The sequence below is a fragment of the Chitinophaga sp. CF118 genome, assembly GCF_900112615.1.
In the GTDB taxonomy this organism is placed as follows: domain Bacteria; phylum Bacteroidota; class Bacteroidia; order Chitinophagales; family Chitinophagaceae; genus Chitinophaga.
Genome location: NZ_FOMK01000010.1, coordinates 91,660 through 118,472, shown reverse-complemented (window position 1 = coordinate 118,472; position 26,813 = coordinate 91,660). Strand labels below are relative to the sequence as shown.

Below are 26,813 nucleotides of genomic sequence, written 5' to 3'. Positions count from 1 at the left end.
TTGCTCACTTTAAACAAAATATCTATTCTAGACATGGTTCCGATTCAAATGGTGGATCTTAAACGCCAATATTTAAAAATAAAGCCACAGGTAGACGCTGCTATGGCAGAAGTATTAAACAATGCTGCCTTTATTAATGGCGCACCTGTACAACAATTCACCACGGCACTGCAGGAATACCTGGGTGTAAAACATGTGATTCCCTGTGCCAATGGCACAGATGCCTTGCAGATTGCTATGATGGCGTTGGGCCTGGAACCGGGCGATGAAGTCATTACGCCTTCATTTACCTTCATTGCTACAGCGGAAGTAATTGCCCTGTTGCAACTGAAACCAGTATTTGTAGATGTAGATCCTAAAACCTTTTGTCTGGACCCCGTACTGGTAGAAAAAGCCATTACTGCCAAAACAAAAGCCATCGTACCAGTACACCTTTACGGTCATAGTGCTGATATGGAACCAATTATGGACATTTCCCGCAGATATAATATTCCTGTAATTGAAGATAATGCGCAAGCCATAGGCGGCAATTATACTTTTAAAGACGGAACTGTGAAAAAGGTTGGGGCAATCGGCCAAATCGGCTGTACATCCTTCTTCCCTTCCAAAAATCTGGGTTGTTATGGAGATGGAGGAGCTTTGTTCACCAATGACGATGCGCTGGCTGCCCAAATAAGAATGGTAGCTAACCATGGTCAGTCTGCACGTTATTACCATGATGTGGTAGGTGTAAATTCCCGTCTGGATACCCTCCAGGCAGTGGTATTAAATATTAAATTACCCCTCCTTGACGAATATATAAAGGCCCGCCGGGCAGTTGCGGATGCATATGATGCTGCATTTGCAGGCATCCCACAGATCACAACACCTTTCCGTGCAGCCAACAGTTACCACGTTTATCATCAGTATACCCTTCAGCTAAATGGTATAGATCGTAATGCACTGCAACAATTCCTGCAGGAGCGCCAGATCCCTGCCATGATCTACTATCCTGTACCCGCACATCAGCAAAAAATGTTTACGCAATTTGGCGGAAATAATTTTAACCTTCCTATCACAAATGACCTCACAACAAAGGTAATTTCATTACCTATTCACACCGAAATGGATCAAGATCAATTACAACACATCATTGATTCAGTACACTCATTTATAAATCAAAACTCCAAATGAAAATTACAGTAGTAGGTACAGGTTATGTAGGATTAGTTACTGGTACCTGTTTTGCAGAAACGGGCAACAATGTTATCTGCGTGGATATTGATGTTGAGAAAGTGAATAAGCTCTCCAACGGACATATCACTATTTATGAACCAGGACTGGAAAAATTATTTGATCGTAACCTCAAAGAAGATCGTCTCCATTTTACCACAAACCTGGCAGAAGGTGTTAAGGATGCGGAAGTTATATTTCTTGCGCTTCCCACTCCTCCAGGAGAAAACGGATCTGCAGACCTTTCCTATATTCTGCGGGTAGCAGAAGATCTGGGAAAGATCATTACAGACTATAAGGTGATCGTAGATAAAAGTACGGTTCCGGTAGGTACTGCAGAAAAAGTACATGCTATGATTGCCAAAAACTGTCAGCATGAATTCGATGTGGTTTCCAACCCTGAATTCCTGCGTGAAGGTGTGGCCGTAGAAGATTTCATGAAACCAGACCGTGTAGTAATAGGTACCCGCTCAGAAAGAGCGCGTAAAGTGATGGGCGAACTGTTTGCCCCCTTTGTGCGTCAGGGTAATCCCATCCTTTTCATGGACGAGAAATCTGCTGAGCTTACCAAATATGCTGCGAACTCCTTCCTGGCTACTAAGATCTCTTTCATGAACGAGATAGCTGTGCTCTGCGAAAAACTGGGTGCAGATGTTGATATGGTACGCAGAGGCGTGGGTAGTGACGACCGTATTGGTAAACGCTTCCTGTTCCCCGGTATCGGTTATGGCGGTAGCTGTTTCCCTAAAGATGTGCAGGCGCTGGTGAAATCTTCCGAAGATGCAGACTATGAATTTAAGATTCTGAATGCTGTAATGGATGTAAACGAAAAGCAGAAACTGTTCCTCCTTCCTAAAATAAGCAATTGGTTTAAAAACGACATCAAAGGCAAACATTTTGCACTCTGGGGCCTGGCTTTTAAACCAAATACAGATGATATTCGTGAAGCTCCGGCTTTATATATAATTGATGCACTGGTAAAAGCGGGTGCAACGGTTTCCGTATTTGACCCTGAAGCGATGACTAATGTGGAGAAAGTAATAGGGAATAAGGTAAAATACGCCACCCATCAGTACGAATGCCTGGAAAATGCAGATGCCCTGATCATTGCCACAGAATGGAGCGTATTCAGAACGCCAGACTTCGACAAGATCAAAGCTACACTGAAAAACAGCCTGATATTTGATGGCCGTAACCTGTTTGACGTAACACGGATGCAGGAACTGGGCTTCCATTACGAAAGTGTTGGCCGGGCGGCGGCAACTATTTAATCACGATTAACTCCAAATTAATAATGAAAAGAGTTTTAATCACCGGCGCTGCCGGTTTTCTCGGATCGCACCTGTGTGACCGTTTCATAAAAGAAGGATATCAGGTTGTGGGGATGGATAACCTTATTACCGGTAGCCTTAAAAATATAGAACACCTGTTTCCCCTGCCTGAATTTGAATATTATCATCATGATATAAGCAAATTTGTGCATGTGCCTGGTAAACTGGATTATATCCTCCATTTTGCATCTCCTGCCAGCCCGATAGACTACCTGAAAATGCCTATCCAGACATTAAAAGTTAGTTCCCTGGGTACACACAACCTCCTGGGACTGGCAAAAGAGAAACAGGCCCGTATCCTGGTAGCTTCCACCTCCGAAGTATACGGAGACCCTACCATCCACCCACAGCCGGAAGAATACTGGGGTAATGTGAACCCAATAGGCCCACGTGGAGTATATGATGAAGCTAAACGTTTCATGGAGTCTATCACCATGGCTTACCATAACTTCCATGGCATTGAAACCCGCATCATCAGGATTTTCAATACCTATGGTCCACGTATGCGCCTCAATGACGGACGTGCATTGCCGGCTTTCATGAGCCAGGCACTGACCGGCCAGGACCTTACTGTTTTCGGAGATGGCTCCCAGACCCGTTCCTTTTGCTATGTATCTGACCTGGTAGAAGGCATTTATCGTCTGCTGCTGAGTGATTATCATCTCCCTGTGAACATCGGTAATCCGGCAGAGATCACTTTAAAGGAATTTGCAGAAGAAATCCTTGCTCTGACCGGTAGTAAACAAAAACTCATCTATCAGGAATTGCCGAAAGATGATCCGAAACAACGTAAACCGGATATCACTAAAGCTACAGAGCTCCTTGGCTGGGCTCCTAAAGTAGACAGAAAAGAAGGTCTGCGCATCACTTACGACTATTTTAAAGAAGCGTTAAATAAATAAATTACAAGGGACGGATTATGAATGGCGAATAAATCCTACTTATATTCGTTATTCATAATTCGTAACCAGTAAAATCAGATTATGCATCATACCATATTAATCACCGGTGGTGCCGGGTTTATTGGATCACATGTAGTAAGGTTATTTGTCAACAACTATCCTCACTATCAGATCGTGAACCTTGATGCGCTTACCTATGCCGGTAACCTGGAAAACCTGGAAGATATACAAGCCAAGCCTAACTATACTTTTGAAAAAGGCGACATCACGGATGAACCTTTTATCAATGAACTGTTTGAGAAATATCGCTTTGATGGAGTGATACACCTTGCTGCAGAAAGTCATGTGGACCGCTCTATTATGGATCCGCTGGCCTTCATCAAAACTAATGTAATGGGCACAGCTACCTTGCTGAATGCTGCCCGTAAATACTGGAAAGATAATATGGAAGGAAAACTCTTCTACCATGTGTCTACCGATGAAGTATATGGCAGTCTTGGAGAAGAAGGATTCTTTACTGAAGAAACCAGCTACGATCCACGCTCTCCATACTCTGCATCAAAAGCCAGCTCCGATCATTTTGTGATGGCATATCATCACACCTATCATCTGCCTGCTATTATTTCCAATTGCTCAAATAACTATGGATCTCACCACTTCCCGGAAAAGCTGATCCCTCTGGCTATTCATAACATCAAAAACAATAAACCCGTACCAGTATATGGTAAAGGTGAGAATGTGCGCGACTGGCTGTATGTGAATGATCATGCCCGGGCTATTGACACCATTTTTCACAAAGGACGTGTAGGTGAAACCTATAATATTGGCGGATTTAATGAGTGGAAGAACATCGATCTCATAAACCTGCTTTGCATTATTATGGATAAAAAGCTGGGACGTGCCCCCGGCACTTCCGCAAAACTGATCACTTTCGTAAAAGACCGTGCAGGACACGATCTCCGTTACGCTATAGATGCTACCAAACTAAATAAAGAACTGGGATGGAAACCATCTCTCCAGTTTGAAGAAGGATTGGAAAAAACCGTGGAATGGTATCTGACCAACGAAGAGTGGCTGGACCACGTTACCAGTGGAGCATACCAGGAATATTACAGTGATCAGTATCAAAAAAGATAAATCTCCGAATTAGCCGATATGCCATTTACTGAAACAGGAATTCCAGGTTTATTAATATATGAGCCTAAAGTATTTAATGATAGCCGTGGCTACTTTTTTGAAAGTTACAGCGCCCGCGCGTTTGAAGAGTATGGCCTGCAGTTGCCTTTTGTGCAGGATAACCAGGCCCGTTCTACCTACGGTGTATTAAGAGGTCTTCACTATCAGCAGGAACCATATGCGCAAACCAAACTGGTACGCGTACTCGAAGGACGCATTATTGATGTAGTAGTAGATATCCGCAAAGGCTCTCCTACTTACGGTAAATCATTTGCAATAGAACTTTCTGCAGAGAACAAACTGCAACTGCTGGTACCTAAGGGTTTTGCTCACGGATATTCTGTAATAAGCCCTACCGCAGAAGTAATGTATAAATGCGATAACTTTTATCATAAAGCAAGTGAAGGTGGAATCATTTATAATGATCCTGCATTAAAAATTGACTGGGGCATAAAGCCGGAAGATGCACTGGTGTCCGAGAAAGACCTGGTATTGCCCACACTTGAACATTGCACGCATAATTTTGTTTTCAATACAAATAGCTAAATGAAGAACATCCTGATAACCGGTGCCAATGGGCAGCTGGGACAAGCAATAAAAAAGGTGGCAGCTGATTTTCCGGCGTTCAACTTTGTGTATACAGACATCAGTGTGCTGGATATTACCGATGCAGCAGCAATAGACACCTTTTTTGCAGAAAAGGAAATACACGGATGTATCAACTGCGCGGCATACACCGCTGTAGATAGGGCTGAAGGTGATGAAGAAATGGCTTTTAAACTAAATTTTGAAGCGGCCCTCAACCTGGCAGATGCCTGTGCACAATACAATGCTCAACTGATCCATATCTCTACAGATTATGTATTTGACGGCAAAAGCAATCGCCCTTATACAGAACAGGATGATACCAATCCGGATAGTATTTATGGTAGTTCCAAACTGCGTGGCGAAGCTGCTGCACTTGGTAGCAACCCCGAAGCTATTGTGATCCGTACATCCTGGTTATACTCTGAGTTCGGAGCTAATTTTGTAAAAAGAATGCGCGAACTGATGCAGGAAAAAGAAAGCCTGAATGTGGTATTTGACCAGGTAGGTACACCTACTTATGCTGTAGATCTGGCACAAACCATATTAACCATACTAGGTAAAGTATGGGATACTCCTGCAAACTATGGTGGTATTTATCACTATAGTAATGAAGGTGTTATAAGCTGGTATGATTTTGCAGTGGCGATTAAAGAGCTGACTGCTGCTACCTGCAACGTATTGCCTATAACTACAGACAAATATCCAACGCCTGCCAGAAGACCGGCATATAGCGTTTTCAATAAACAAAAGATAAAAGACACTTTTGGCGTACAGATCTCCTACTGGAGAAACAGCCTCCAGGTTTGCCTTAAAAATCTCTAATAAATAAAGCGCCTGAGAATAAATAAAAGAGCCTGCATCTGACTGATACAGGCTCTTTTATTTTATATAAGATCTCTTACTTTTTCACTTTTGTTATCAACATACTCCCCATCGATTGTCCGTCTTTATTAAATTCCGTTTTAACAACCCCAAATCCTGGGGCAAACCATTCTGCTCCTATCATATCAAATGGCATACTCATCGCCATCATTTTCAAGGCAAGGCTTACATCATAAGTAATCTTAAAACAGTCCCAGGTACCTGCGGATGTAGTAACTTTTTCTTTAGCAACTACTTTACGGTTAGCTACTTTATACTGTATTGTTACATCCATTCCATTGGTGCTGCTGTTCATTTCAAAAGAACCTTCCGGTAATGTTTCCCCTACTTTTAAAGCATTTGGGTAACTCAGGAAAGTAGCTGCTTTACCAGTTTCCATTTTCATGGCCTGCACCTGTGGTATGTTAGGCATGTTCATCTGCATGTCTATCAGCAGGTTATCTCCATCACATTTCACTTTCCCTTTGCCGGTGGAGAGTTCCTCCCCTTTTGCATCTTTTACAGTACTGGTAAAATCGGCTACCAGGCTAGTACCTTCTTTATTGACAGAGAGTACATTGTATATATTTTTGGCAACTATTTCTTTCTTGCCATCATACACACTCATCTCCACTTCTGAATTATTCCGGAGATAATAATAATTCTTACAATCCTGTGCTGTCAGCGAATTTACAGCTGCAACAAGAACTGCAATAAAAAAAAGCGATTTCTTCATACAATGTGCTGATTATTTAACTTATGAATGTACGAAATTACGGATGATACCGTTTCTCAACGGTATATTTCTTACGTTTGCAAAAATTATCCCAATTAATCATGAACCTGATAGAAGAATTACGCTGGAGAGGCATGGTACAGGATATAATGCCTGGCACAGAGGAACAGTTGCTGAAAGAGATGACCACCGCTTATGTGGGATTTGACCCTACGGCAGATTCCCTGCATGTAGGTAGCCTGGTACCTATTCTGCTGCTGGTACATCTGCAGAAAGCCGGCCATAAACCACTGGCACTGGTAGGCGGTGCTACCGGTATGGTAGGCGATCCTTCCTTTAAAGCAGAAGAGCGTAAAATGCTCGATCTCGATACTTTACAGCACAACCAGGCCGGTATAAAGGCCCAACTGGAGAAGTTCCTGGATTTTGACCCATCCAAACCGAATTCAGCTGAAATGGTCAATAACTTCGACTGGTTTAAAGATATTTCCTTCCTGGATTTTATCCGTGATACGGGCAAGCATATCACAGTTAACTATATGATGGCCAAAGACTCTGTGAAGAGAAGAATAGAAGGTGATAGCGGCATGTCTTTTACTGAATTCACTTACCAATTGATCCAGGGCTACGATTTTTACCATTTGTATACGGCTAAGAACTGTAAGTTGCAGATGGGCGGATCTGATCAATGGGGCAATATCGTAACAGGTACCGAACTGGTGCGCCGTAAAGCAAAAGGCGAAGCTTTTGCCTTTACCTGTCCGCTGATGAAAAAATCAGATGGTACCAAATTTGGCAAATCAGAGAACGGTAATGTGTGGCTGGATCCTAAATTAACATCTCCTTATGCTTTTTACCAATTCTGGTTAAAAGCGACAGATGATGATGCTCCAAACTATATCAAGATCTTCACCTTTTTGGATAAGGCTGAAATTGATGAACTGATTGCCACACATGACCTTGACAGGGGAAAGCAACTATTACAAAAAAGACTGGCAAAAGAACTGACTGTTTTTGTACATGGTGAGAAAGAATATGAATTTGCACTGGAGGCATCCGAAATGCTGTTCAGAAAGGATACTGTAGAGGTGTTACAAACCCTTACAGAAAAACAGCTGCTCGATATTATGGATGGTGTTCCTCAGGTGGAAGTTTCTTTAGCAGACCTGTCTGCCGGTAAAGATATCGCTACCTTTCTGGCAGAAACGGCCATTGCAAAAAGCAAAACTGAAGCCCGTACCTTAGTGCAGGGAGGAGGAATCAGCATTAATAAAGAGAAAGTAGGGGGATTGGAAAAAATGGTAGATACATCCTTATTGCTAAGTGGGAAATATATCCTGGTGCAAAAGGGTAAAAAAAATCAATACCTGATTATAGCAAAATAGGTGACGAAAAATATTGTGCCCATCAGGGATCCGAATTAAAAGAGCCTGTATCAAGTTCGATACAGGCTCTTTCTTTTAGTCAATGTCTAACTCACCGGATTCTCCTTTTTCAAATTTTCTTCCTGTAACAATGGCCGTTAACGTATTGAAAAACACAACCATTTTGCTCGAAGAGTTATCCCAATACCATGCCTGTTTAGTATCAACCTTTAAAAGACAAAGATTCGGCTCATCAATTCCGTTAGGGAACCACGCTTTCACCATGGGTGTCCACAATTGCTTCATTTTTTCCCGGTCAATTACAATTGTACCAATACCAAAAATATTCAGGTAAGTATTGTTTCCCGGATGTGCATAAATAAGGTTCAGTTCATTATTTTCTGAGATCCTTACTACTTTTCCGGAAAACTCATTAGTAAAAAACCAGGCGTTTCCATCTTTGTCCACCTCTACAGTAACCATAGGACGAGATAATATCTGCCCGTGCTCATCTATTGTAGTGAACATACATATGCGCACATCATTGATCATCTCTGTTACTTTCCTGATTGCCTCTTCTCTTTTCATGGATGATTGCATAACACATTTGATTTATGTAAACCGGTTCATTCTGTTTACGGCCCCACTTAAATCAATAAATTTCATGCCATTACTTCAGTCCGTACTTATATTTATAACGTTCATATAACTGTTTTTGTTTATTATCCAGGTTTATTTCCCGACCCTGGATAAAAGCCCGGGTAATAATACTTGTTCTCATATCCATAATATCACCTGTGCTGATTGTGATATTCGCATCCTTTCCGGCCTCCAGCGACCCTGTTGTTTTATCTATTCCCAGTATACGGGCTGTATTCAGTGTAATCGCACTTAAAGCGTCCTCCTTACTAATACCATAAGCACTGGCTGTGCCTGCTTCAAATGGCAGGTTCCGCTGCTGCCAGAAACCTTCATTACTGATACAGAACAGTACGCCTGCCTGTTGCAGTTGTGCTGCTGTTTTATAAGGCTGATCCACATCATCATCCTGCATTACAGGCAGGCTGTGCGGCTGCTTTAATACCACCGCAATATTGTTTTGCTTTAACATGTCTGCAATCATCCAGGAATCAGCACCTCCTGCAATAACTACATCAAAGCCGAACTCTTTAGCCATGTCTATGGCCAGCAACATTTCCTTTACCAGATCGCAGTGAATAAATAGCTTTTCCTGGCGGGTAAATAGTTTATGAACTGCTTCAAATTTCAGGTTAGTAGCCGTATGCTTTTCTTCCTGGCTATATGCCTGCGCTTCACGGAAAAAGGCACGTACCTGGCTGATCTTCTCCATTGCCTCTTTAATCTTATCATCAGGGATAACGGGAGTGGGCCGTCCAGCTGGTGGTGCTGCCGGAGGCAACAGACTCGGCATATAGAAATGGATAGCACCATCTGCACGATATGCCGCATCTTCCCAATTCCAGGCATCCAGCTGTACTACCGAAGAAGAACCAGGGATCATCCCGCCTTCAGGCGTTATCTGCGCCAACAGTATTCCGTTACTGCGTAGCGTATTAATCACTTTAGAATCTGTATTATAAGCCACCAGTGAACGTACAGAAGGATTGATCTCCCCTACCTCACTATAATCGTTTGTGGAACGGACAGCTGCTACTTCTGTAAGACCAAGCGTTGTAAGCGGCGCAATAATACCGGGATATACATGTTCCCCTTTTAAGTCCAGTACTGTTGCTTCTGCTGCTGGAGCAGCCAGATTACTGCCTACTGCTGTGATCTTTCCTCCTGTGAATACCAGAGAACCATTCTCGATCACCTGCCCATTGCCTACATGAATGGTAGCATGCGACAGGTAGATAGTCTTTTCCTGTTTAGCGGCGGGATACATTGTTTCCTGTGCAGTTGCTGCCAGGCTTATAAATGAAAGGGTATATATAAACGTTAACTGTTTCATGATTGTTGGATTTAGTTGCCACTGATAAGGCTCTTCTGATGTCCGGCCTGCAGATCTTCACAATGATACATTTCTTCCTCTGTGGGCGCTGCTTTTTGTGTAGGTGTTCCCTTCTTCTTTTCTGCCAGCATTTTCTGCACCAGCCGGTTACGTTCTGCACTAATGCGCTGACGTAATTCCAGATCACGATCCCGGTCAAAGTAAACGATCCCGTCTACGATTGTCTTCTCTGCTTTAGCATAAATACTTAACGGATCATTGCTCCACAATACCAGATCTGCATCCTTTCCAGGTTTTATACTTCCCACATGTTCTGCTACATGTAACAATTTAGCAGGATTCAGCGTCACCAGTTTCAGTGCATCTTCTTCCGTCATATCTCCGTACTTGATACTTTTAGCAGCCTCCTGATTCAGCCTGCGGGCCATTTCAGCATCATCTGAGTTAATGGCAACAGTCAGCCCTACACGCTGCATGATAGTAGCATTATAAGGAATAGCATCCTGTACTTCCATCTTATAAGCCCACCAATCGGCAAAGGTAGAACCACCGGCACCATGCTGTTTCATTTTATCTGCTACCTTATATCCTTCAAGGATATGTGTAAAGGTGTTGATATGGAAATCAAAACTCTCTGCCACCTTTATCAGCATGTTGATTTCACTCTGCACATACGAGTGACACGTAACAAACCTCTTACTATGTAATATTTCTACCAGCGCATCCAGCTGTAGATCACGACGTTTGCCAGGGCCTTCTTTTTCGTAGTCACGTGCACGGGTAAACGCGTCTGTAAGGACACCTTCAACCCCCATACGTGTTTGTGGGAAACGTATCTTTTGCCGATCTCCCCAGTTGGACTGTTTTACATTTTCACCCAATGCAAATTTGATAAATGGATCGGCGCCTGCAAATTTTAATTCTTCTGCATCAGCACCCCAGCGGAGCTTTATCAGCTGACTTTGTCCGCCTATAGTATTGGCAGAACCATGCAACAGATGGGAAGATGTAACGCCTCCGCTCAACTGCCGGTATATATTTACATCATCCGGATTCACCACATCAGCAATCCGTACTTCTGAAGTTACAGACTGCGTACCTTCATTTACTCCTTTGGATATAGCTATATGTGAATGCTCGTCAATAATACCAGGAGTAAGATGTTTACCTGTACCATCTATCACCCGTGCATTTCCGGCGGGCAGATTCTTACCAACCTGTGCAATCTTACCATTACGTATCAGCACATCCGTATTCTCCAGTTTCCCCTCTTTTTCATTCGTCCATACAGTGGCATTCTTTATCAATACATCTTGTTGTTGCGGGATACTTTCCCACCCATACCCATTGAAAGGATAATACATTTTACCCGCCAGCAATTGGTCTTTGGGCTTGGTGGTATCCTTTGGGGTATATGCCGCATTATATACAGCATGCCATTTCACCAGTCCTCCTGAGGTATCTGTACCAGTACCACTCCATTCTTTTGTTCCAGCTATTCCATTCAGTCGTAGCTGACTACCTCCTTTCTTTACGGGAAATACCAGTTTTACCAGTTCCCCGTTCAGAGCAATACTGCCAGGCAGTGTATCCTTTTGTAACAGAGATAATGCAGGTGCCGCAGCCGAACCTTTTACCAGCAGAGTATAGGTGGTATTACCAGGCAGGATAGTAAGTGTGTAAGTTCCCCGGAGATCTTTCCACCCCTCCTCCTTAATTGAGTAGCGTTCTCCCTGGATCCAGTTCTGGTACAGTACTGTGTTTTCATTGAACAGGGTGCCTGAGGTGATCAGGAAATTAGCCAGTTTTCCAGATTCCAGGGAGCCTATCTGGTCTTCTGCTTTTAGTAAGCGGGCAGGTACCAAGGTAATGGCGTCCAATGCCTTTTGCTCACTCAGTCCATAGTCAATGGCCTTTCTTATTGCAGATAGAAACTGCTTCACATCTTTTAATCCAGAGGCGGTAAAACAAAAAGGAATATTTGCCTTTTCAAAAGCAACAGGTTCCGATGGAGCCATTTCCCAGTGTTTCATATCGCTGAGTGCTACAAACCGGACATCTCCGGGATCTTCCACATCTATAGGGAGCGGGAAATTAAGTGGTAATATAAATGAGGCTTTTGTTGCTATCATTTCGGGAATACGCTGATACTCATTACCTGCAGCTTTGATAATATATTGCACTCCAAATTCATCTCCTATTTTATCTGCACGTAATACGTCCCATTTGTCCTGTACATCAAAGATCTGCGGCAGTGGCTGGCTTTCATTCCACGCCTGCAGCGTCAGGTTAATACCTTCCTTTGCAGGACGGGATTTATACCATTGCGCATCAAGGTAAGTTTGCCGTAGTAATGCAATAGTCCCCATTAGAGAAGAGGGATAATCCTGTGTGGACATTCCCTTATCGAAAGAATATTGTGCACTGGCTTTCTCCCGGATCAGTACTTTATTTTCCTTGCCGGAAGCCAGGGTCACTAATGCACCGGTGCCACGTGCGATACCATCCCGCTGATGGGTTAATACTGTTCCAAACCCGGCTTCCCGTAATGTTTTTGCTGTTCCCTCATCTGTATTAAAAAAAGAGGCCGCATTTACTTCACTTTTAATAGCCTGGTTCCAGCCATATGCACCTTTGGTAGCTGATTGAAGCTGAGGATCTCGTTCTCCCCTTGATCCTGATGCAGATTTCTTTACTGGTTGTGTACCGTAATCACTGTAAGGATCTATAAAAGAAGGGTAAATATATTTGCCTTCACAATCAATGATAACAGCATCTTTGGGGATAGGTCCTGTTCCCACACTTATAATACGTCCGTCACGGATTACGAGTGTAGCATTACTTAATGTGACTGTGGCATTTTTTACGATTGTTGCTTTAACAAAAGCATAACAACCATCTCTTTTGTCGGCTATTCCATTTACCGGAAATGTTTCCTGTGCGTGGGAAATGTAACCGGCCAACAGTCCCCCCAATAGCAGGCATAGTCGGGCTGCAGACTTACGGGTTTTACTCATTTAGTTTAATTGTTTAACGGTTTAGATTTGGTTTTTGTTAACCCCCTCATAGGGGAATTCTCATTTATAGACGTCTAAAATTAATAAATGATTAATCCTGTCAGGCATAATTTACAGGATTGGTATTAATATTGTAGTAATTAACTATATTTAACAAAGAAGAATAATACATTTTTTATGAAAAAATATATGATCTGTGTGAGTAGCATGTTATTATGCATGTTATTCGGCATTCACTCGAACAGTATAGCACAGACCAGGGACAGTACCGGTAAAAAAGTGCACTGGACTGCCGAAGAACGTGCAGATAAAATGAGCGACAAACTGGACCGGCGGTTGAATCTGAGCAAAGAGCAGGATAAAGAGATTCATATAATTAACACCGATATCACCAAAAAAATAGATGCTGTTAAAACAAATACTTCTCTTGCAAAAAAAGATAAAATGCAACAGATCAAAGCATTGAATGAAGAACGCAGCCAGCGATTCAAATCAGTATTAACGGCAGATCAATATAAAAAATGGAATGACTGGGAAATGCAGAAGAAAGAGCGGCTGGAAGCAAAAATGGAAAAGAAACAACAGAAACGTAATAGCTAAACAATCTTTATAAAGATACTTTCATAAAAAGGATGCCTTGCCGCATCCTTTTTTAATTAGGGTTTAACATGAGCAGAGAACATGCTATCTCTATCTTCAAACAGGCTGTTGCTGCTGTGCAGCCATCAGTACTGATGAAAAAAAATGTACAACGGGAAAAAGATACAATCAGGATAGCCGGTCATCCATTTCATTTATCTCCCGGCCGGCCTGTATGGATTTTGGGTGCAGGGAAAGCATCTGCTGCAATGACACTGGCACTGGAAGAAATACTGGCAGGTATCCCATTGCAGGGACTTGTGATTACCAAATATGGCCATGCCCTTCCGCTTCAACATATTACACTCATAGAAGCCGCGCATCCTGTGCCGGATGATAATGGAGTGCAGGGCACTCTCCGCATGAAATCACTACTTAAACAAGTACAGGAAAATGACCTGGTGATTTTTCTCCTTTCAGGAGGTGCCTCTGCCCTGCTGGCAGATTATCCGGAGGGCACCACCCTTGCAGAGGTACAAACGGTATTTGAAATGCTCCTGAAAAGCGGAGCTAACATTCATGAGATGAATGTAGTACGTAAACATCTTTCTGCCATAAAGGGTGGACAACTGGCCTTACTGGCCAATACAACAGCTTTTTGCTGTTTGATTTTAAGCGATGTTCCGGGCGATGACCTGCATGTAATAGGCTCCGGTCCTACAGTACCCGATCCTTCCTCTTTTGCAGATGCAGCTGCTATCCTGAAGAAATATAACCTTCAATTACCCGAATCAATATATCAGCATCTGTTACAGGGCATAAACGGGAATATCCCCGATACTCCCAAACCAGGAAATCCCCGCTTTAATACTATTCATAATTTTCTTATTGGCAATAATCAGATTGCCCTGGATGCAGCTGCCTCTAAAGCAGAAGAACTGGGATATGAAGTACATATACTCACTGCTACGGCTACAGGAGAAGCATCTCTGCTGGCGCGGCAACTGGTACAACAGGCGGTGAACTGGCAGGGAAAACGTCCTGCATGCCTGCTTATGGGCGGAGAAAGTACTGTTACGGTTACCGGCAATGGTCTTGGAGGCCGTAATCAGCAACTGGCTCTGGCAGCAGCAGTTGCATTACAGGATCATCATCCTGAAATCACTTTATTAAGCGCCGGCACAGACGGAACAGATGGCCCTACAGATGCGGCAGGAGCCATCGCTGATGCAGCGCTGATGGCATTTGCAAAGGAGAAAGGGCTGGATGCTGCCGGGTATCTTCAACGGCATGATGCATGGCATTTTTTTGAGCAAACAAACGGATTATTAAAAACAGGTGCCACACAAACCAATGTGATGGATATAATAGTGGTAATAATAAATTATTAATTATTGACGGAAGTCCTATTTTTGGGGATTCAAACCTGTATATGCGTATGCTAAGAATGGAACAGACATGGCGATGGTTCGGGCCCAATGACCCCGTTAGCCTTGCAGATATTAAACAGGCCGGAGCTACCGGTGTAGTAACAGCATTACATCATATTCCGAACGGAGATGTTTGGACAACAGCAGAAATATTACTGCGCAAATCAGTGATAGAAGCTGCCGGCCTTACATGGTCTGTTGTGGAAAGTGTCCCCGTGCATGAAGATATCAAAACCCAGAGCGGCAACTTTAAAGAATACATCAGCAACTACCAGCAAAGCCTTCTGAACCTGGCGGAATGCGGGATCTATATCGTTACTTATAATTTTATGCCGGTGCTGGACTGGACCCGCACAGATCTTGCCTACACACTTGAAGACGGCTCTAAAGCATTACGCTTCGAGAAGGCTGCATTTATGGCTTTCGACCTGTTCATGCTGCAAAGACCAGGTGCTGAAAATGATTATGCCCCTGCGGATATCTCCATGGCTAAGGAGCATTTCGACAGCATGACAGAGGCAGAGAAGACCTTATTACAAAGAAATATCATTGCTGGTTTACCCGGGTCTGAAGAAAGTTTCACCCTGCAGAAATTCCAGGAAGCTCTTGATAAATACCAGGGTATAGATGCTACCCAGCTAAAACTGCACCTTTTTTACTTCTTACAACAAATAGCTCCGGTGGCAGAAGAGGCAGGCATCAAACTGGCTATCCATCCGGACGATCCTCCATTCCCGATATTAGGACTGCCCCGTATTGTGAGTACCGAACAGGATGCAAAAGAATTGCTGGCAGCAGCTCCTTATGCCGCTAACGGACTTTGTTTCTGTACCGGCTCCTATGGAGTACGCCCTGATAACGATCTGCCCGGAATGGTGGAAAGACTGGGAGAACATATTCACTTTATTCACCTTCGTAGCACACAGCGGGATGCTCTCGGAAACTTCCATGAAGCAAATCACCTGGAAGGCGATGTGGATATGTATGCTGTAGTTAAAAATATTCTGGCCATAATGCACAAACGCAATGTATCAATACCGATGCGTCCTGATCATGGCCACCAGATGCTGGACGACCTCCACAAAAAGACTAATCCCGGATATAGTGCTATTGGCCGCCTGCGTGGCCTGGCAGAACTCCGCGGACTTGAAACCGGCATCGCCCGTTCTGTATTTAACAGGTGAAAGTCTACACCTGCAGCCGTTTACTGGCAGCACTATAAGGTTGGGATAAGAAACAAACAGGTAAGCGGCCGCAACCAGACCGATTATATGAACCTAAAACGTATTTAATATGGACATGGACAGTTCACTGGACGAGCAGCTGGAGATACATATGGCCCAACGGCAACGTAGTCTCATCAGGTTACTGTCCCTGCTGAAAAAGGATATGGACGCGAGGATTACAGAAAAACTGCAACAGAAAGGATATAGTAATTTTAAGCTGGGCGATCTGGTGCTAATCGTTAATATTCAGCCCGAAGGCACCATTAATAATGAACTCGCTAAAAGAGCCCGCATTACCAAACAGGCTATGAGCAAAGTAGTGAAGAATCTGGAGGCCGGCGGGTATATTCTTACCCGTAAACACGCCAACGATAACCGCTCTTCAGTTATCTTCCTTACAGATAATGGTAAACGGCTGCTCATTTCTGCGGCAGAGAGCTTCCGGGAAATCCAGGAACAATACACCGGGATCATCGGACAAAAAGATACGGATGCGCTGAAAGAGATCTTAGGAAAATTAGTTTTTACATTACACCCTGAATATTTAAAAGTTTAAGACCTCAAAATGAGTGCCCCGGTAAAAGCAAACCGTTAAAAGTTGTAAGACATATTACCAGACTATTGTGTACTGCGATAAAGCCCTGCTATTTAATGTTCCTCAGGCCTGCCACAATAAACAATAATTAAGACATACTTTCTTATGTAGAACATGACATAATAGTGAGTCTATATACTGAACGCACATTGGACAATGGTTGGACATATGTTGGAGATACTTAGAACACGAATAAGTGCTCAAAAGATCTCCAACAAATGTTCAAGGTATGAAGCAAATACGGACTCACTATCAACCTGGCATCAACTCTCTTTCAAGAAGAACATTTGTCTGCCCTATAATCCATGAAAGGACTTGTATGAATCTATTATTTCTATGTAGATAATATGGGAGATCTGTACAATAGAAGCCCCAATGTACCTGACAGAGGTGATCTGCCAGTAAATCAGCTTCTAATTGCGTTAAAGTGATACTTAGGAGGCAATTCCCTTTTAGTGAGAAAAATAAAAATAATTCTGTTCATTCCGGTATTCCGGCATAAGCATTGCTCTAATATATCCAGCTCATTAACCAATTTAGTTTAAGTAGCAGACGATTTCAAATTATGGTTTCCAGCCGGATTATAAATAATGACGATGAATACATAGATGGCTTGCTTGACAGCTCCCCCGCTATTATCAATGCTATTTACAAGCGTTTTGCCCGTAAAGTGAAGCATATGGTAACAGGATGGGGAGGTAGTATCAAAGATGCAGCTCATGTATTTGAAGGGGTACTATTATCAATATATAACTATGCCCAGCACAATAAACTCCCCCTCACCAACCGTTTTGAACCCTTTTTCCTGTATGCCTGCCAGCTGAAGTGGAAACAGGAAATGATGGAGAAATCGCCCGGTAAAGCGCAATCATTCCATCCTCAACCACCTGCTCCCGGATTAGATGCAAAACATATACAGTATATAGAAGAGGCCTTAACTACTCCATCTGATAATGCGGAGGCCGACAATACCCGGAATGAACTGGAAGAAATGATTGCAGATCAACGGGAAAAATGGTTCCATACAAAAGAACATGCGGCCAATACCAGAGTGGGCATGTATGTGGTGATTACCGCAATTATAGCTTTAGGCCTGGCCGGCTTATTATTCCTGAGCCCCTGGCATAAGGATATATACCGACAGTTTTCCGGAACAGAAATGGTCCATCATCACTATAGTAATAATGAAACAGATACTTCCCTGCTACTGCATAGAGCGGCGTATGAATTCAATAAAGGCCATTACAACAAAGCAATAGTGCTCCTCAATGAGGTAGTCGGGAAAGATTCCCTGTTGCCTGTAGCCCGTTATTACCGGGGAGTGTCCCTGGTAGATGAGACACAACTGGAAGCTGCACGTAAGGATCTGCGCTTTGTATATGAAGGAACATCTTCCTACAAATATGATGCTGCATTCTACATAGCGTTAAGCTACCTCCGGGAAAGAGATAAACAACAATGCCTGGAATGGCTCTTAAAAATACCGGTCAATGTTCCGATATATTGGAAAGTAGAAAGGCTTAGGCAGGAATTAACTTCCTGAACTAATTCAGGTGGATCATGTGCTTACTGAAATGGATAATATTTTCCACTTCTCCCTTAATAAGTTCATAAATCTGAACCTTGTCTTTCTTGATCATTATGAGCTGCTGGAGTACCAGGTAGTACGTTTCTCCACCGTTGCCGCTCATCTGGGCTCTCAAGATTTCTTTTTTTACATCTTCAAAACCAATCGCTCCAAGCTTTTGGTAAATAACATTTAATTCGTCAATCCATTTCATAGTTGGCAATTTTCATAGGTATATAAAAATATCTATAATATTATTAATAAACAAGGGGTTGAGAATATTTTTTGTTCCTCTTGTGATATTTTGCCCTCTTTTTTCTCTTTACCCTGAACATTGTCAAATTAATATTATACTAATATATTATCCTCTCTATTATACTGCAAATCACCCCTATAATATCGAATACAATTTCCAATTCTTTCATTCGTCTATATCCTAAGAGGTAAAAAATAACTATGGCCAATAAAAACCCTTTTATCATCTCCTTTCAAATGGATGAAATCACCTCATCAGGGATTCCTTTTGTGATTGAAAAAATAGCTGTGGCAGATGATGAACATGAGCTGATGCAGGCACACCGGCATGGATTCTATGCACTGGGCATTTGTATGGATGGAGAGAGTATACATATGCTGGATTTTGAACGGATTGTAGTTCAGGCACAGGATATGATACTGATCGTACCCGGACAGGTGCATCAGCCGCTGGCTGTTCATACCGGTAACGGATGGCTGCTTGCGTTTACCGCCGATTTCCTGGCCGGACAGTCTGTTCAACTTCCACTGGCTGCTACAGACAAGGTAAGATTACCAGATGCCGACTTTGCACAGGTAGAGATCATTGCCCGGCTGATAGATAATGAAAACAGTGAACGTTCGCCTCACTATGTAACAGTAATACAACATTACCTGTCAGTACTGATTACATTGCTGCAACGTAATATGGTCCGGGATGCCGGTAAGTTACAACCCGGCCCTGCCCTGTTAATGCGCTACAGAGAATTACTGGCTACACATTTCCTGCAATGGACCAAACCTGCACAATATGCCGGAGCCCTGCACATTTCTGCCGATCATCTTAATGAGGTTGTGAAACAACATACCGGACAAACAGCATCTGCATTAATTACAGACCGCCGGATACTGGAAGCCAAACGCCTGCTGCTGCATGCAAAAGAGAGTGTGAAGGAAATTGCCTGGTACCTGCAATTCAACGAAGTATCTTATTTCAATAAATTTTTCAAGCAGCATACGGGTTATACTCCTGCTTCCTTCAGAGAGGCTGTACGGGAAAAGTATCTATCTATCCCGGAATAGTATAACTCCCGAAAAAACTTCCAGCGCTAGTTTTGTCCTTAAATAATATTACATGAAACCACAGGATATTTTATCAGATAACATTAACGCTGCCACAATAAACGGCACAGAAGTGCGTAAAGGCTCCGTAGCAGCATTCATGGCCAACCTGACTATCATAGAGCAACCCGCAGATTATGATACGTATCAAACTGCCGTTCAGGACCTGATAGAACTGATCCCTATACTGGAAGCACTGGGCGTTTTCACCCACTTCAGGTTACGCTCTCAAAAGGCAACCTCTCTCATTACAGATATCTATCCTCATTTATACGGCAAGATCAGTTAACTATGGCAACACTAAAAGAAAAGGCAACGGCATTCCTGATGTCGCGCATCGGAAAAACAGCGCACGTAAATAGTATAACCGCCATTACAAATACAGTGCTAGAACTCTCCCTTCACCTGCCGGATTCATTGAACTGGCGCAGCTGCCAGCATCTAAAATGCGAAACAGGGAAACAAACCTACCGCGATTATACCCTTGCCAACTGGGATGAAACTACCCATACGGCTACACTCCTGATTCATACTGCTCACGAAGGAGCAGGCAGTAATTGGGTCCGGCAATTAAAACCGGGGCAGGCATTCTCTTATGCCGGACCTGGAGGCGGTATCCATCAGCCCACAGCAGCAGATAACCTGGTATGCATAGGTGATGCCAGCGCAATAGGCCACTTTATTTCATTGTATAAACGCAGGCATCAGCAACAGCAGTTTCATACGCTTGTTATTAGTCAGGTTCTTCCTTCAACGATCCTTGGAATGCCCGTCCAAACAATCATACAGGACGATTATCCCGCCCAGCTAAACGGCTGGTTAAAGGAGCTTTCTTTACAAGAGACCACCTTTTATGTAGCCGGTAATATTCCCCTGGTTGTGAAAACAAGGAAAATACTGAAAGAGCTGGGCTGGAAACAGATCAAGTCTGCCGGATTCTGGGAATAATCCGGTCTGCCATAATTCAGTTTTTTAATGCGTCTTTTATTTTTTAATATCCGGTATTCTGTAGAAGTTTCCCCTGACTCAGATCAATTTGTGGTTTAGGAATCGGGAACACTTTGTTTCTGTCAGAAAACGTTTTACCATGTTTGGTAAAGGCTGCTGCTGCAAGACCAGGCTCCAGTTCATTTTCCCGGATCAGGTCAAAGTAGCGATCGTGTTCCATAGCCAACTCTACCCTTCTTTCATGCCAGATTGCATGCCTGTCTGCACTGGTAAGCGGTGCCAGTCCGGCACGTGAACGCAGAGCATTAAGGTCGTCCAGTGCATCTCTGCCAGTTGCCAGTGCAGCTTCTGCATGGATCAAACGGATTTCTCCAAAGCGGAGAATACGCAGGTTTTTGGGAAGGCGGCTTCTGTCGCCACAAAAAGGTTCCTTGCTCTTGCTATGATAAGCTTTGTAATTGTAACGGTTATTCTGCACGCTATCCTGACTGGGAAGCCTGAATCCATCCCATAAAAAGGTACCGGTAGATGTGATAAAGATGATAGTGGCCGCAGTGCGTTTATCATTTGCTTCATATTCATCCAGCAGGCTTTGAGAAGGAGTACCGAATCCAAAGCCCAGATCTGCCCAGCCAAACTTACCGCCCGCACGTGGTCCCTGGCATTCTGAATAACTGGCAATCGCTGCATTACAAGCCGAGTTGACACCTGTTTGCACTTCAAAGATAGATTCTATACCGTTAGCTCCCGTTGTCCGCCATATGTCTTCGTAATTATCCAGCAGTCCATAGCTACCCAGGGATTGATTGATAATTGAATCGGAGAGGCTGTAAGCCCGCTGCCAGTTTTGCCGGTACAACATTACTTTTGCCAGTAATCCTGCGGCAGCTCCTTTTGTAGCCCGGCCTACAGCGGTAGCAGCATCGCCTTTCATAGCAAGATTGGCCAGCGCAAATTCAAGATCTGAAATTATGAACTGATAAATGGTATCACTACCCGCCTTTGTTTGATAGGTAGCACTGCTGGCTTCCACCGGTGTCAGCACCTTATCTATTTTAGGTACTCCTCCAAAGAAACGTACCAGGTCGAAATAAAAGTAGGCACGTAAAAAGCGGACTTCCCCCATCAGCTGATTCTTTAACGTTTCATCAAGAGAACCTCCCTGCAATGCAGCCAATGCCTGGTTAGCACGGCTTATGCCCAGGTAGAAACCGGACCATACATCATTCAGATTGCCCACAGTACCATCCATAGTAAGATTATCAAGCGCTCCATAATTCGCTTTGCCATCATCCGCATTACTTCCTTTATCTGCATCATCAGATGCGATGTTGGTCATACCAACATAAGAAAAACCATGCATGCCCCCTTCCCACATAGTGTTATATACGCCTATTACAAGATTCTGTGCTGTGGCAGGATCATTTGCAGCAGCGCTCTGATCTATTTGTCCCTGTGGCTTTACTTCGAGATAATTTTTGCAGGCAATAACTCCGGTTAGTAATGCTCCTGTAAGGCAGCACCACAATAATATATTCTTATTCATGATTCTTCTTTTTTAAAATGAAACATTAACACCCAATGCAAAAGTGCGCGTAGTTGGATAAGCACTCAGCTCAATACCCGCATCCAGGATCCCGCTTTTATTATTGGTGCTGTTGGCATCATCGATGGTCCCCCCTGGTAGTTCCGGACTAAACCCGCTGAATTTTTTGAGTGTGAAAAGATTCTGTGAGGTAACATATACACGGAAATTGCTGATCCCGATTGTTTTTAATGCTTTGGGAGAAAGAGTATATCCCAGCATCAGGTTATTCAACCGCAGATAGGTCCCGGATTCAATGAAATAGGTAGATGCAGGTGTACTGGAGTTAATCACTCTTGGATCTGTAGAAGAGGGTCTGCTGGTCGTCCAGCGCTTATCAGCATAAGATGATTCTATGTTATCCGCATCGTCAAAACGGAAAGCCTTTTTCCCATTGTAAATCTTGTTGCCCGCATTACCATAGAAACTGGCGCTCAGGTCAAATCCTTTATAATTGAGACCAAGGTTAAAGCCAAAGAAACATTTAGGCTGGAAAGAGCCTGCATAGATTTTATCATTATCATCAATACTACCATCGCCATTATGGTCTTCATACTTCAGATCTCCGGGAGCAGCACCAGGTTGAATTACCTTTCCATTCTTGTCTTTATAATTATCAATTTCTGCCTGGTCTTTAAAAACTCCTAATGCATTACGAACATAAAAAGTCCCAACGGCATGGCCATTATCTGTACGGGTTACAAAACTTTGCTGTCCTACATTTCCTCCCAGCAGTGCCTGTCCCCCATTCAATCCTGTGAGTTCATTTGTATTAAAGGTGATATTACCGCCGATAGTATAACCAAGATCATTGGTGATCTTATCTTTCCAGTTCAGCGAAATTTCATATCCTTCATTTTTAAATGATGCAGCATTTGTGATATAGGCATTATCCTGATCTCCCAGCAGGGCCGGTGTATTTACAATAACAAGTGCATCCTTTGTTTTTTTGTTATAATAATCCACTTCGCCACTCAACCGGCTGTTCAGCATTGCAAATTCAAATCCTATATCATATTGGTCCGTAGACTCCCATTTCAGGTTAGGATCTTTAATATCTTTAATAGCACCGCCTACAGTAATTGTGTTATCAAAGATGTAAGGAAGATCTATATTGGTAATAGCCCTGAAAGCATTTGTAGGAATATTATCATTCCCCAGTATACCCCAGCTACCTCTCAGTTTCAGGAAATCAAACAATTTCTGGTTCTTCATAAATCCTTCACCGGAAATTACCCATCCTACACCTACCGTCGGGAAATAGCCCCATTTCTGACTGAATTTGGAGCTACCATCTGCACGGATGGAAGCACTTAACAGGTAACGGTTATCGTAACCATAGTTAATGCGGCCAACAAAAGACTGCCGGGCATATTTATCACCGGTATTATTGATGGTAGATTGCACATCCGGGTTACCGAGATCCAGATACCAGAGGTCCGGGCTTTCCGGAACATTGATACGGGTTCCTTTCAGAGAGGTAGTATAAAATCCTTCTGTAACAGAACCAGCCAACAAGGTGATACTATGTTTATTAAACGTCTTATCGAATGTAACGGTGTTATCCCATACCCAGCCCTGAGTGCGATATTCCTCGCGAACCAGCCGGCTGTTGGGATTCTGCTGATTACCACCAGCTACCAGGAAGGTAACATCATCGTTCAGGTATTTATAACTGTACACACGATCATTTCCATATTTCAGATCAGCATTAAATCCGGAACGGAACTTCAGGAAAGAAACAGGACTGTATTCCAGCGCCACATTCCCCTGAATCCTGTTCTCCTGCCGGCCATCATACCGTTTGTTAAGCGCCAGTAGGGGATTGCCAACATTTCCCCAGCCCGAAGTATTTCCAAAACGGCCCCCTTCTTCAGCTTTTACAATGGGCGCAGCCCTGTAAAGATTACGATAGGTATCTCCTAATTCCACATCGCGGGTAGTGGCCCGGGAAAAGGATAATTGTGAAATAAACCGCAGCTTGTCAGTAATATTCACATCATTATTGGCCCTGAATGTAAAACGTTTAAAGTTGTTGGTGGTGATGATCCCATCTTCATGGATGTAGCCACCACTCAGATAATAAGTGCCTTTTTCGGAACCGCCGGACACTGATATGTTATGATTCATCTGAAATGCCTTCCGCAATACTGCATCATACCAGTTAGTAGACCCATTGTATACATAGGGGTTATTAATGGGATCTTTAGAGGGAGATATGTCTGCCAGGTAAGCAATATACTGATCCCTGTCAGCCATCTTCACAAGGTTGGATGCTTCCCGGTAGCCAACATTTGCATCATACCTAACCTGAGGTTTACCCGCCTTTCCCTTGCGGGTGGTAATGATAATTACGCCATTGGCTGCACGTACACCATAAATAGCCGCAGAAGCGTCTTTCAGAACGTCCATTGTCAGGATATCTGCCGTACTGATATTGCGGATATCATCCGTCAGCACTCCATCTACCACATAAAGCGGGTTTGCCCCTGCCAGTACGGATCCGGTACCGCGTACCCTGATCTGTGGTTGTGAATTGGGCTGCCCGGAGGCAATTACCTGCACCCCGGCAATGCGGCCCTGGGCGGCCTGGGTGGGCGTTTGCACTGGTTGTGCTGCCAGATCTTCCCCTTTTACAGAAGATATAGCACCCGTAAGATCTCTCTTTCTCTGGGTACCATATCCAATTACAACCACCTGTTCCAACTGGCTTTCCGAGGACTGCAATATTATATTCAGAGAGGATCGTCCTCCCACTTTTATTTCCTGGGTAATATAACCCACATATGAAATGATCAGGCTATCTTTTCCTTCAGGCAAATTCACTGTAAATGTACCGTCGGGACCAGAGGTACTACCACTGCTGGTATTCTTTACGCGGATGGTTACACCCGGCAGAGCGGTACCATTTTTATCTTTTACAATACCTTTTACAGGTCCTCCCTTTTGTGCAGCAGGGGTGATCAGCGTTCCGGAAGATGAATCAGGGGTTTGTGCCCTGACAGGAATAGTGAAATACAATACCAATAATAATAGGATGGCACTTTTTTTTGTAGAAGCGACTCTCATAACGATTTTTTTTCTCTGAGTTATCAAATTCAATAGCTACTATGGGCAGGTGGCTGAGTAAGAATAATGTTACATCATGGTTAAAACAAATAAGCAAGGAAATAGGGGAAAATGGACTAACAATTCATAGGAAACTGGAGCTTCATTAGTTAAAGCAGCTTAGGCAGACAAATGGACAGGGTTGCAAAGTAATAAGTTCTTTTTATATAACCATAAGAGATATAAAAAGTTACGCCGGTTTTAATTCCCGATCAATCGTTCCTGTATAGCTTTTACAATAGCTCCGGAACGGGAGTTAACATTCAGTTTACGATAAATATTCATGATATGAGAGCGTACGGTGCCAACACTGATATGGCAGTGTTCTGCTATTTTCTTGTAAGTATCGCCATCCACAAGGCAATCCAGCACCTGCAGTTCCCGGGAAGACAATCCATAGGGATCCGGTTGACTGGTACCCTCCCGGTTAAAGAAGGTCAGTACTTTTTGTATGGCCACTGTATTTGTTTGCAGGGTAGCCTCATATATTTTTGCAATAAAATCCGTGATAGAAGCCGGGGGAGAAAAGGTAATTGGTTTGGGGATCACCTGCTCTGAGGAACTCTCATTCCCACGTAGTGTAAATAATACAACATTCATTTCGGGATAAGCTGCTTTTAAGATATTTGCTATTTCGGCAGGTACCAGCCCGGGAATATCAATATCCATAAATACAATGTTGCATATCTCTTTTGCCAGCTGCTGTACCAATAAATGGGTGTCGCCATGTTCCCCGTCTGCCTCAACTGCATCATTTCTGCCGGGCAGACCTGCGTTGTTACGCCGCACATTTTTCATATCGTTCTTTTTGGGTTTGTATATGTTTCAAAACCTTATATCGGAACTGCCAGTGTCCGTTTTATAGTATGGCGATAGTGAACAAACTGATCAGATAATAAGGTCTCCCATACAGAAACAAATTTGATACAAATACAAGCAGTAGTCAATCGGATAAGTATATGGTTTTTCAGTAAATACTAATAAACAATTTGTTGAATATTATAAATAACTAAAAAGGAAGAAAATAGTTGTGTTCAGAATCAGGTTGTAATGGGGGAAACAATTTAGACAATTCTGTAGCAAAGAACGGAAATAATAGTGAATTTTTATTTGCTGAAAGAGAAACAATTTGAAAGGGAAGAAAATATTGAAAGACGGGATGGGAAAATAATATCAGAATTTAAGAAATAAGCATGCGAAAAAAAGGAGGGTCTTAACAATCGGTTAACTATGGAATTAAAACATTATCTCTAAATTTGA

Annotated in this window: 23 protein-coding genes; 15 read left to right on the top strand and 8 right to left on the bottom strand. The window is 43.1% G+C overall.

Annotated elements, in window-relative coordinates:
• The first annotated feature begins 33 nt into the window (after positions 1-33).
• From BM176_RS26910 to rfbD, 6 genes are all read left to right on the top strand, one after another.
• Positions 34-1,173 carry a DegT/DnrJ/EryC1/StrS family aminotransferase gene (locus BM176_RS26910; protein WP_090107509.1) on the top strand — a complete coding sequence of 380 codons (1,140 nt, stop codon included), beginning with the start codon at positions 34-36 and terminating at the stop codon, positions 1,171-1,173.
• Positions 1,170-2,483: a UDP-glucose dehydrogenase family protein gene (locus BM176_RS26905; protein WP_090107508.1), complete on the top strand. Its 1,314-nt coding sequence runs from the start codon at positions 1,170-1,172 to the stop codon at positions 2,481-2,483. Before BM176_RS26910 ends, BM176_RS26905 begins: the two co-directional genes overlap by 4 nt.
• A gap of 23 nt (positions 2,484-2,506) precedes the next feature.
• On the top strand, positions 2,507-3,445 hold the full coding sequence (locus BM176_RS26900) for a UDP-glucuronic acid decarboxylase family protein (RefSeq protein ID WP_090107507.1): 939 nt from the start codon (positions 2,507-2,509) through the stop codon (positions 3,443-3,445).
• 81 nt (positions 3,446-3,526) lie between these two features.
• Complete coding sequence (gene rfbB / locus BM176_RS26895) at positions 3,527-4,582, top strand: dTDP-glucose 4,6-dehydratase (RefSeq protein ID WP_090107506.1); 1,056 nt, start codon at positions 3,527-3,529, stop codon at positions 4,580-4,582.
• An 18-nt stretch (positions 4,583-4,600) separates the two neighbouring features.
• Positions 4,601-5,167 carry a dTDP-4-dehydrorhamnose 3,5-epimerase gene (gene rfbC / locus BM176_RS26890; protein WP_090107505.1) on the top strand — a complete coding sequence of 189 codons (567 nt, stop codon included), beginning with the start codon at positions 4,601-4,603 and terminating at the stop codon, positions 5,165-5,167.
• A complete protein-coding gene (gene rfbD / locus BM176_RS26885) occupies positions 5,168-6,031 on the top strand; it encodes a dTDP-4-dehydrorhamnose reductase (protein ID WP_090107504.1) in 864 nt (287 codons plus the stop codon). It begins immediately after the preceding gene.
• Positions 6,032-6,107: 76 nt separating this feature from the next.
• On the opposite strand, the gene BM176_RS26880 is transcribed toward rfbD, so the two are convergent.
• Positions 6,108-6,806 carry a TapB family protein gene (locus BM176_RS26880; RefSeq protein ID WP_090107503.1) on the bottom strand — a complete coding sequence of 233 codons (699 nt, stop codon included), beginning with the start codon at positions 6,804-6,806 and terminating at the stop codon, positions 6,108-6,110.
• Positions 6,807-6,907: 101 nt separating this feature from the next.
• Here BM176_RS26880 and tyrS point away from each other — a divergent pair, with 101 nt between their 5' ends.
• The gene (gene tyrS, locus BM176_RS26875) at positions 6,908-8,191 is read left to right on the top strand and encodes a tyrosine--tRNA ligase (RefSeq protein WP_090107502.1); all 1,284 of its coding nucleotides are present in this window, start codon (positions 6,908-6,910) and stop codon (positions 8,189-8,191) included.
• 75 nt (positions 8,192-8,266) lie between these two features.
• On the opposite strand, the gene BM176_RS26870 is transcribed toward tyrS, so the two are convergent.
• The 3 genes from BM176_RS26870 to BM176_RS26860 all read right to left on the bottom strand — a co-directional run bounded on the left by BM176_RS26870 (position 8,267) and on the right by BM176_RS26860 (position 13,159).
• Positions 8,267-8,770 (bottom strand): pyridoxamine 5'-phosphate oxidase family protein, encoded by a 504-nt coding sequence (locus BM176_RS26870; RefSeq protein WP_090107501.1) that lies wholly within the window; start codon positions 8,768-8,770, stop codon positions 8,267-8,269.
• Between the two features lie 70 nt (positions 8,771-8,840).
• Positions 8,841-10,142 (bottom strand): amidohydrolase family protein, encoded by a 1,302-nt coding sequence (locus BM176_RS26865; protein WP_090107500.1) that lies wholly within the window; start codon positions 10,140-10,142, stop codon positions 8,841-8,843.
• Positions 10,143-10,153: 11 nt separating this feature from the next.
• Positions 10,154-13,159: an amidohydrolase family protein gene (locus BM176_RS26860; RefSeq protein WP_090107499.1), complete on the bottom strand. Its 3,006-nt coding sequence runs from the start codon at positions 13,157-13,159 to the stop codon at positions 10,154-10,156.
• A 177-nt stretch (positions 13,160-13,336) separates the two neighbouring features.
• Between BM176_RS26860 and BM176_RS26855 the strand changes: the two genes are divergently transcribed.
• The 5 genes from BM176_RS26855 (at position 13,337) to BM176_RS26835 (ending at position 18,532) form a co-directional block, all read left to right on the top strand.
• Positions 13,337-13,759 carry a hypothetical protein gene (locus BM176_RS26855; protein WP_090107498.1) on the top strand — a complete coding sequence of 141 codons (423 nt, stop codon included), beginning with the start codon at positions 13,337-13,339 and terminating at the stop codon, positions 13,757-13,759.
• Positions 13,760-13,827: 68 nt separating this feature from the next.
• Positions 13,828-15,129 carry a glycerate kinase type-2 family protein gene (locus BM176_RS26850; protein ID WP_090107497.1) on the top strand — a complete coding sequence of 434 codons (1,302 nt, stop codon included), beginning with the start codon at positions 13,828-13,830 and terminating at the stop codon, positions 15,127-15,129.
• Positions 15,130-15,170: 41 nt separating this feature from the next.
• Complete coding sequence (gene uxuA / locus BM176_RS26845; RefSeq protein WP_218162290.1) at positions 15,171-16,352, top strand: mannonate dehydratase; 1,182 nt, start codon at positions 15,171-15,173, stop codon at positions 16,350-16,352.
• A 109-nt stretch (positions 16,353-16,461) separates the two neighbouring features.
• On the top strand, positions 16,462-16,950 hold the full coding sequence (locus tag BM176_RS26840) for a MarR family winged helix-turn-helix transcriptional regulator (protein ID WP_090107496.1): 489 nt from the start codon (positions 16,462-16,464) through the stop codon (positions 16,948-16,950).
• 604 nt (positions 16,951-17,554) lie between these two features.
• Entirely contained in the window at positions 17,555-18,532 is a 978-nt protein-coding gene (locus BM176_RS26835; RefSeq protein WP_090107495.1) for a tetratricopeptide repeat protein, read from the top strand.
• Position 18,533: 1 nt separating this feature from the next.
• On the opposite strand, the gene BM176_RS26830 is transcribed toward BM176_RS26835, so the two are convergent.
• Entirely contained in the window at positions 18,534-18,770 is a 237-nt protein-coding gene (locus BM176_RS26830; protein WP_090107494.1) for a hypothetical protein, read from the bottom strand.
• A 242-nt stretch (positions 18,771-19,012) separates the two neighbouring features.
• Here BM176_RS26830 and BM176_RS26825 point away from each other — a divergent pair, with 242 nt between their 5' ends.
• From BM176_RS26825 to BM176_RS26815, 3 genes are read left to right on the top strand one after another with little or no spacing between them, the layout of a single operon-like run.
• Complete coding sequence (locus BM176_RS26825) at positions 19,013-19,873, top strand: helix-turn-helix transcriptional regulator (protein ID WP_090107493.1); 861 nt, start codon at positions 19,013-19,015, stop codon at positions 19,871-19,873.
• 52 nt (positions 19,874-19,925) lie between these two features.
• A complete protein-coding gene (locus BM176_RS26820) occupies positions 19,926-20,201 on the top strand; it encodes a hypothetical protein (RefSeq protein WP_177230562.1) in 276 nt (91 codons plus the stop codon).
• A 2-nt stretch (positions 20,202-20,203) separates the two neighbouring features.
• Positions 20,204-20,860: an FAD-binding oxidoreductase gene (locus BM176_RS26815; protein WP_090107492.1), complete on the top strand. Its 657-nt coding sequence runs from the start codon at positions 20,204-20,206 to the stop codon at positions 20,858-20,860.
• A 43-nt stretch (positions 20,861-20,903) separates the two neighbouring features.
• Here BM176_RS26815 and BM176_RS26810 read toward each other — a convergent pair whose 3' ends face one another.
• From BM176_RS26810 to BM176_RS26800, 3 genes are all read right to left on the bottom strand, one after another.
• Positions 20,904-22,406 carry a RagB/SusD family nutrient uptake outer membrane protein gene (locus BM176_RS26810; protein WP_090107491.1) on the bottom strand — a complete coding sequence of 501 codons (1,503 nt, stop codon included), beginning with the start codon at positions 22,404-22,406 and terminating at the stop codon, positions 20,904-20,906.
• 12 nt (positions 22,407-22,418) lie between these two features.
• A complete protein-coding gene (locus tag BM176_RS26805; RefSeq protein ID WP_090107490.1) occupies positions 22,419-25,514 on the bottom strand; it encodes a SusC/RagA family TonB-linked outer membrane protein in 3,096 nt (1,031 codons plus the stop codon).
• Between the two features lie 240 nt (positions 25,515-25,754).
• Positions 25,755-26,351 carry a response regulator transcription factor gene (locus BM176_RS26800; protein ID WP_090107489.1) on the bottom strand — a complete coding sequence of 199 codons (597 nt, stop codon included), beginning with the start codon at positions 26,349-26,351 and terminating at the stop codon, positions 25,755-25,757.
• Positions 26,352-26,813 lie beyond the last annotated feature (462 nt).